This is a genomic window from Aquidulcibacter sp. (assembly GCF_044346625.1).
Taxonomy (GTDB): domain Bacteria; phylum Pseudomonadota; class Alphaproteobacteria; order Caulobacterales; family Aquidulcibacteraceae; genus Aquidulcibacter.
In genome coordinates this window covers 1-5,862 of sequence record NZ_JBIIYV010000113.1, presented here as the reverse complement: position 1 = coordinate 5,862, position 5,862 = coordinate 1, and the positions used below count along the sequence as shown (strand labels likewise).

The window sequence follows — 5,862 nt, the reverse complement described above, 5'->3', positions numbered from 1 at the left end:
ACCCAATCCTAAACCAGAATGATCAATGACCAACCGCCAATCCCCCCACGCCGCCAGCTATGTGACGAGCGCTGCGCAGGGGGATTAGCTGTCACCGCGTGTTACACCACCAAATGGGACGTGATCGCAGCAAACTGTTTTGTGATTGGTTGCAGCCGCATTCCGTCGTGAAGTTGACGCATGCCGATGATAGCTCTGATTGCATGATGCAACGCCGCTATTTTTTGACCTCCGCCGCCACGATCGCTTTAGCCGCAACACCTTTGGCAGGTTGTGCTACCTCCTCCAGTTCAGCGGTCCCCTTGCCTGCGTTTCCGCGTGCCCCAAGGACACCGGCCATTCCACAGGGCACGATAAGCCGAATTGCGCTGACCTCGTGCTCTAATCCCGCCAAGGACTTGAGCTTTCTTGGGCAAGTTGAAGCTAGAAACCCAGACCTTTTGCTGATGATGGGCGACAATGTTTATGGCTCCTATTCGCCAAAAGACCCTAACCTCCCTAGCCTGAGCGAGGCCTATGCCAAGCTGGCGGAGGTGCCGGCCTTCAAGTCGCTCGTTTCAAAGGTTCCGACCCAAGCGGTGTGGGACGATCATGATTACGGCATCAATGATGGTGGCGGCGACTTTGCTTACAAAGCGCAAGCACAAACCATGTTCAACCAATTCTGGAACGTGCCGGCTAACAGCCCGCTGCGCCAAAGACCTGGTATTTACCGCGCGTTTCAAGCTGGTCCAAAGGGCCAAGTCTTGCAAGTCATTATGCTCGACACACGCTACTTCCGCGCTCCACTATTATTGACCGATCAACGTGATGTGCCTGGTAAGGAGCGCTATATTCCCCATCCTCCGGGCTCGGGCGCAGATGTTTTGGGTGAGGCTCAATGGGCCTTTCTAAAGGCTGAACTTGAAAAGCCCGCCGATGTGCGCCTCATCGTTTCCTCTATTCAAGTGGTGGCCGATGGCCATGGCTATGAGCGCTGGGGCAATTTCCCAGATGCGCAAAAGCGCCTCTATGATCTGATCGCCCAAACCGGGGCCAAAGGTGTCGTCTTTGCTTCTGGGGATCGTCACTATGGATCGATCAACCAAGTTCGTGATGGCGTTGCTTATCCCCTAACTGATATCACCGCTTCAGCCATCAACATGCCATTTCGGGTCGCGGAAGGCACAACTTCCTATAATGAGCCTGCCACCACTCGGATTGGTGACGGCTATGCAGCTGTTAATTTTGGCTTGATCGAGATCAATTGGGCGGCAGGCACCCTAACCCTGAACCTGATTGGTGACGGCGGAAAATTGGCAGGGTCGACTACCTTGGACTTGAAAAACTTACGGCGGGAATAGCGCCGGGGCATTTCAGCCATTGAAAGCCAAGTCGATTTAGGTGATCGTGGTCTCCACAACAAAATAGGGGAGCACGCGCCATGGATCATACAACACCGATCGCCATTATAGGTGCCGGCTTAGGGGGCCTGGCGGCGGCCATCCAGCTCAAACAAGCAGGCTATCAAAATCTGATCTTGCTCGAAAAAGGGTCGAAGGTCGGCGGCACTTGGGCGCAGAACACCTATCCGGGCTGTTCCTGCGACGTACCCGTTGCGCTCTATCAATATAGTTTTGCACCAGCAATTCACTGGACCAATACCTATCCAAGCTCGGCCGAGATCCAAGCCTATTGCGAACAATTGGTCACGGGCTTTAGCTTAGAGCCGCTCCTGTCCCTCAACACCGAAGCAATTTCTGCAATTTGGGATGCGGCCGCGCAAAGCTGGACCTTAACCACCGCCGACGGCCAAGTTCGACAGGTTGGGGCAATCATCTCCGCGCTAGGCCAGTTGAACCGGCCTGCAATTCCCCAAATTCCCGGGCAAGCTGGCTTCCTAGGGGCCAGCATGCATTCGGCGGCTTGGAACCACGAGGTGGATCTGAAGGGTAAGCGCGTCGGCGTGATTGGCTCTGCGGCGAGTGCGGTGCAACTGATTCCCGAAGTGGCGAAAGTAGCGGGGTCTGTGGTCGTGTTCCAGCGCTCGGCCAATTATATCGGGCCTCGTGGCGACCGCGAGATTCCGGCGACTGAAATCGCCCTGCTGCTTAGCAACCCGCAGGCTGCAATGGACCTCGGTGCCCGCAATCGGGCGATGATCTTTGATACCGCCGATACGTATTTCTGGCAAACCTTTAGTTGGACGCCAGAAGGCCGCGCTGCCTATGCGGACATCGCCAAACGGCATTTGGAGAAACAAATTGCCGATCCAGAGTTGCGCGCCAAACTCACGCCCGACTATGCTGTCGGGTGTAAGCGCTTTCTATTCACTGACACCTTCTATCCCGCCCTCACACAAGATCATGTGACCTTGGAAACCGCTCGGATTGAGGGCTTTGACGCCTCCGGCGTCAAGGTTGCTTCGGGCACCCATTATGATCTTGACGTGGTGATCTATGCTACCGGCTTTGAAACAACGGGTTGGCTTTGGAGCTTGGACGTCGTCGGCCAAGATGGCACCCACCTTGCCGATCAATGGGCAGAGGGGCCTGAAGCCTATCTGGGCATCACGACCAAGGGCTTCCCTAATTTCTTCATGCTCTACGGCCCGCACACCAATCTAGGCCACAATTCGATCACCTACATGCTCGAGCGTCAGATTGAGTATGTGCAGGCGATGTTGGCAGGCTTGATCGATCAGCAGGTCAGGTCCGCCGCCGTTAGGCCAGAGGCTCAAGCCCGCTTTATTGCCGATTTGCAGAATGCATTGGGTCATACTGTCTGGGCCGATCCAAGCTGCAATTCTTGGTACAAGAACGACAAAGGCCAGATCACCCAGAATTGGGGCGGCAATTGTAAATCCTATGCCGAGGCTGTCAGCTCGGTTGTTTGGGCAGACTACGAGGTCGTCTAAGCCCTGCGCGGACGGCGGTTTGCTTGGCTTTGCTGCAACAGAGAGTCCAAGGGACTTGACAGAAAGGTGACAGATTGTCACACAAAAGGGGCTTGGACTTCGGTCCGGCGGCGTTTCGGGGAGGAGACGCCCTTTTGGCTCTCGCAAGAGGGTGGCCGCGCCTAACCATGGCGCGGCCTTTTTTTATCTCCAGACTTGCCAAACCAATCCCACCGACAATTGGACTGCGTCCTGATCTGACGTAGAACAGGTTTATACTGCCGCCGTGTGTGTGAGCCAAGCACCAGCTGTGGCACAAACGCGTCAGACTATTTCCAGATTGAGTCGCAAGGACATCCTAGTTATGGCCCCCTCTACGAGCCCAGATATATTGACACCCGAATTTTTGAATCTCTTGGCCGTTATTGGCCTTTATCTCTTGATCCTTCTGGTCGCGCTCTATTTTTCGCTAACGCGGTCCAACCGCCCTTTGACCCAGCTGGGTCGCCGGATCGAAGACATGAATGTGCGCTTTGTGGACTATCGTCAGGACCTGCAGACGGGAATCACCTCAGTCCGCGAAGAAGCTCAACGTCAGAATATTCAGGCACGCGAAGAAATGGCCAATCGCATGGCAGGGATCGCTCAAGATTTGCAGCGTTTGATTGATGTCATGTCTGCTGCCCAGCGAGAGCGTCTCGATGCCTTTGGAGCCAGTCTGGCGGAGTATCGCGCGGCAACCAGTGAAGACAGCCGTGCCCTGCGCGAAGAGGTCAACAAAGCCATCGCAACCCTGTCGTCAGGCTTGCTCGAGGGCATGACTACCCAAGGCCGCTCTCAAACCGAAGGCCTCGCCAAAGCGCAGACCCAGATCAAGGAAATGATGGAAGCCAATGACCGCACAGCGCTTGCGCTTCGCCAAACCGTTGAAGGCCGCCTCGATGTGCTACGGCAAGAAAATGAAGCCAAGCTGGAGCAAATGCGCGTCACGGTCGATGAAAAGCTACAAGGCACATTGGAGCAGCGCTTGGGCGCTTCGTTCACGCAAGTGAATGAGCAACTGGAACGCGTGTTCAAGTCCGTCGGCGAAATGCAGACCATTGCGACAGGTGTTGGCGACCTCAAGCGCGTTCTCACCAATGTGAAGGCCCGCGGCACATGGGGCGAAGCTACCTTGGGAATGTTGCTGGAACAAGCCATGAGCCAAGAGCAATATGCTCAGAATGTTGAAGTCAAACCCGGCAGCAATCAGCGGGTCGAATTTGCTATCCGCTTGCCCAATGACGGCGACACCCCGGTCTGGTTGCCGATCGACGCCAAGCTGCCCGTGGAAGATTATGAGCGCTTGATCGATGCATCAGAACGGGCTGACACGGCTGGCATTGACGCCGCGCAGAAGGGTCTGGAGAAGGCAATTAAGATCGCCGCTAAGGACATTTTCGAGAAGTATATCGCGCCACCGCACACAACCGACTTTGCCATCATGTTCCTGCCAACCGAAGGGCTGTTTGCCGAAGTCGTGCGTAGGCCCGGCCTCGTCGACAGCCTACAGCGGGACTTCAAGGTTTTGGTCTCGGGCCCCACAACCCTTATGGCGACTTTGACGAGCCTGCGCATGGGCTTCCGGACCCTGGCGATCCAGCAGCGCTCCAGCGAAGTTTGGCAGGTGCTGAGCAAGGTGAAGCAGGAATTTGAGAAGTTTGGTGGCGTCCTCAAAAAGGTGGAGGACAAGCTGGATCAGGCCAAGACTGTGGTGCAACAAGCCCGCACCCGCGAGAATGTGCTGGGTCGCCAATTGCGGGCTGTTGAGACCTTGCCCGGCAGCGCACCTATCGCCGCCCTGCCCTTCGCTCAATCGCAAGACCTGCTCGACGATATGTTGGATGAGGGCGATGAGGCCTAAAGCCCGTTTTCTAGCCAAAGAAAAAGCCCGCCAACTTGCGTCAGCGGGCTTTCGTTTTTAGCGGTGGCAATCAGCCTATTCGCGGTCGCCCAAGAAGGTGAGCAAGAATTGGAACAGGTTGATGAAGTTAAGGTACAGGCTCAACGCACCCATGCTGGTGGCAACCGACATCGCGGTGTGGTCGCCCTTCAAGTAATAATACTCGAATTTCAAGCGCTGGGTGTCAAAGGCGATCAAGCCAGAGAAGATCAACACGCCCAAGCCAGAGATGACAAACATTATCATAGGGCTTTGCAGGAAGATGTTGACGATGCTGGCCAAGATCAAACCAAACATGCCCATGATCAAGAACGAGCCAAAGCCCGTCAGATCACGCTTGGTGGTATAGCCCCAAAGCGACAAAGCGCCAAAAGCCGACGCCGTGATGAAGAAGGTCGAAGCCAGAGACTGGCCGGTGTAACGCAATGCCAAAACACCCAGACCTGCCCCAATCAACGTAACAATTGTCCAATAGAGCAAGTTGGCGCCAGTCTTGGATGGATTGCGCATTGCAAACATCGATACCAACAAAATGGCCATCGGCGAGAAGGCGACGATCATTCCAAGAGTCGTGTAGCCAACGCGTCCGTCGGCTGCGACGAACAACATATCGCGAACTGCGGGCACCGACGAGGTGATATAGGCCAAGATACCCGAGAGCACCAAGCCAAGACCCATCTTATTGTAGACGCCCAACATAAAGCTCCGCAGGCCAGCGTCGACGGACATGTCCATCGTGTTCCCGGCTGGGATCGCTTGAGCTTGAAACCTATTCTGGTCGTTCATTTTCTTTCCTTTTCAACATGCAGGCAGACTTCTGCCCCATTGATTGCCTTTAATATCATGCCGCAGCCCATTGGATGCAAGACAACATTACTACACGATTTTGTGTGCAGAGCTATTTCGGTTCGCTATCGGGATCACGTCCCATTTGGTGGTGTAACACGCGGTGACAGCTAATCCCCCTGCGCAGCGCTCGTCACATAGCTGGCGGCGTGGGGGGATTGGCGGTTGGTCATTGATCATTCTGGTTTAGGATTGGGTT

The 5,862-nt window shown here is 55.2% G+C and carries 4 protein-coding genes; 3 read left to right on the top strand and 1 reads right to left on the bottom strand.

Annotated features, from left to right (window positions below; genetic code table 11):
• The first annotated feature begins 167 nt into the window (after positions 1 to 167).
• The 3 genes from ACIQ20_RS15470 to ACIQ20_RS15460 all read left to right on the top strand — a co-directional run bounded on the left by ACIQ20_RS15470 (position 168) and on the right by ACIQ20_RS15460 (position 4,778).
• Positions 168 to 1,343 carry an alkaline phosphatase D family protein gene (locus ACIQ20_RS15470; RefSeq protein ID WP_395781867.1) on the top strand — a complete coding sequence of 392 codons (1,176 nt, stop codon included), beginning with the start codon at positions 168 to 170 and terminating at the stop codon, positions 1,341 to 1,343.
• Between the two features lie 80 nt (positions 1,344 to 1,423).
• A complete protein-coding gene (locus ACIQ20_RS15465; RefSeq protein WP_395781865.1) occupies positions 1,424 to 2,896 on the top strand; it encodes a flavin-containing monooxygenase in 1,473 nt (490 codons plus the stop codon).
• A gap of 343 nt (positions 2,897 to 3,239) precedes the next feature.
• A complete protein-coding gene (locus ACIQ20_RS15460; RefSeq protein WP_395781863.1) occupies positions 3,240 to 4,778 on the top strand; it encodes a DNA recombination protein RmuC in 1,539 nt (512 codons plus the stop codon).
• Positions 4,779 to 4,853: 75 nt separating this feature from the next.
• Here ACIQ20_RS15460 and ACIQ20_RS15455 read toward each other — a convergent pair whose 3' ends face one another.
• Entirely contained in the window at positions 4,854 to 5,603 is a 750-nt protein-coding gene (locus ACIQ20_RS15455; protein WP_395781861.1) for a Bax inhibitor-1/YccA family protein, read from the bottom strand.
• Positions 5,604 to 5,862 lie beyond the last annotated feature (259 nt).

Coding starts and splice junctions, on each gene's coding strand:
- ACIQ20_RS15455 (WP_395781861.1), bottom strand. CDS start 5,603: ATGAACGACCAGAATAGGTTTCAAGCTCAAGCGATCCCAGCCGGGAAC.
- ACIQ20_RS15465 (WP_395781865.1), top strand. CDS start 1,424: ATGGATCATACAACACCGATCGCCATTATAGGTGCCGGCTTAGGGGGC.
- ACIQ20_RS15460 (WP_395781863.1), top strand. CDS start 3,240: ATGGCCCCCTCTACGAGCCCAGATATATTGACACCCGAATTTTTGAAT.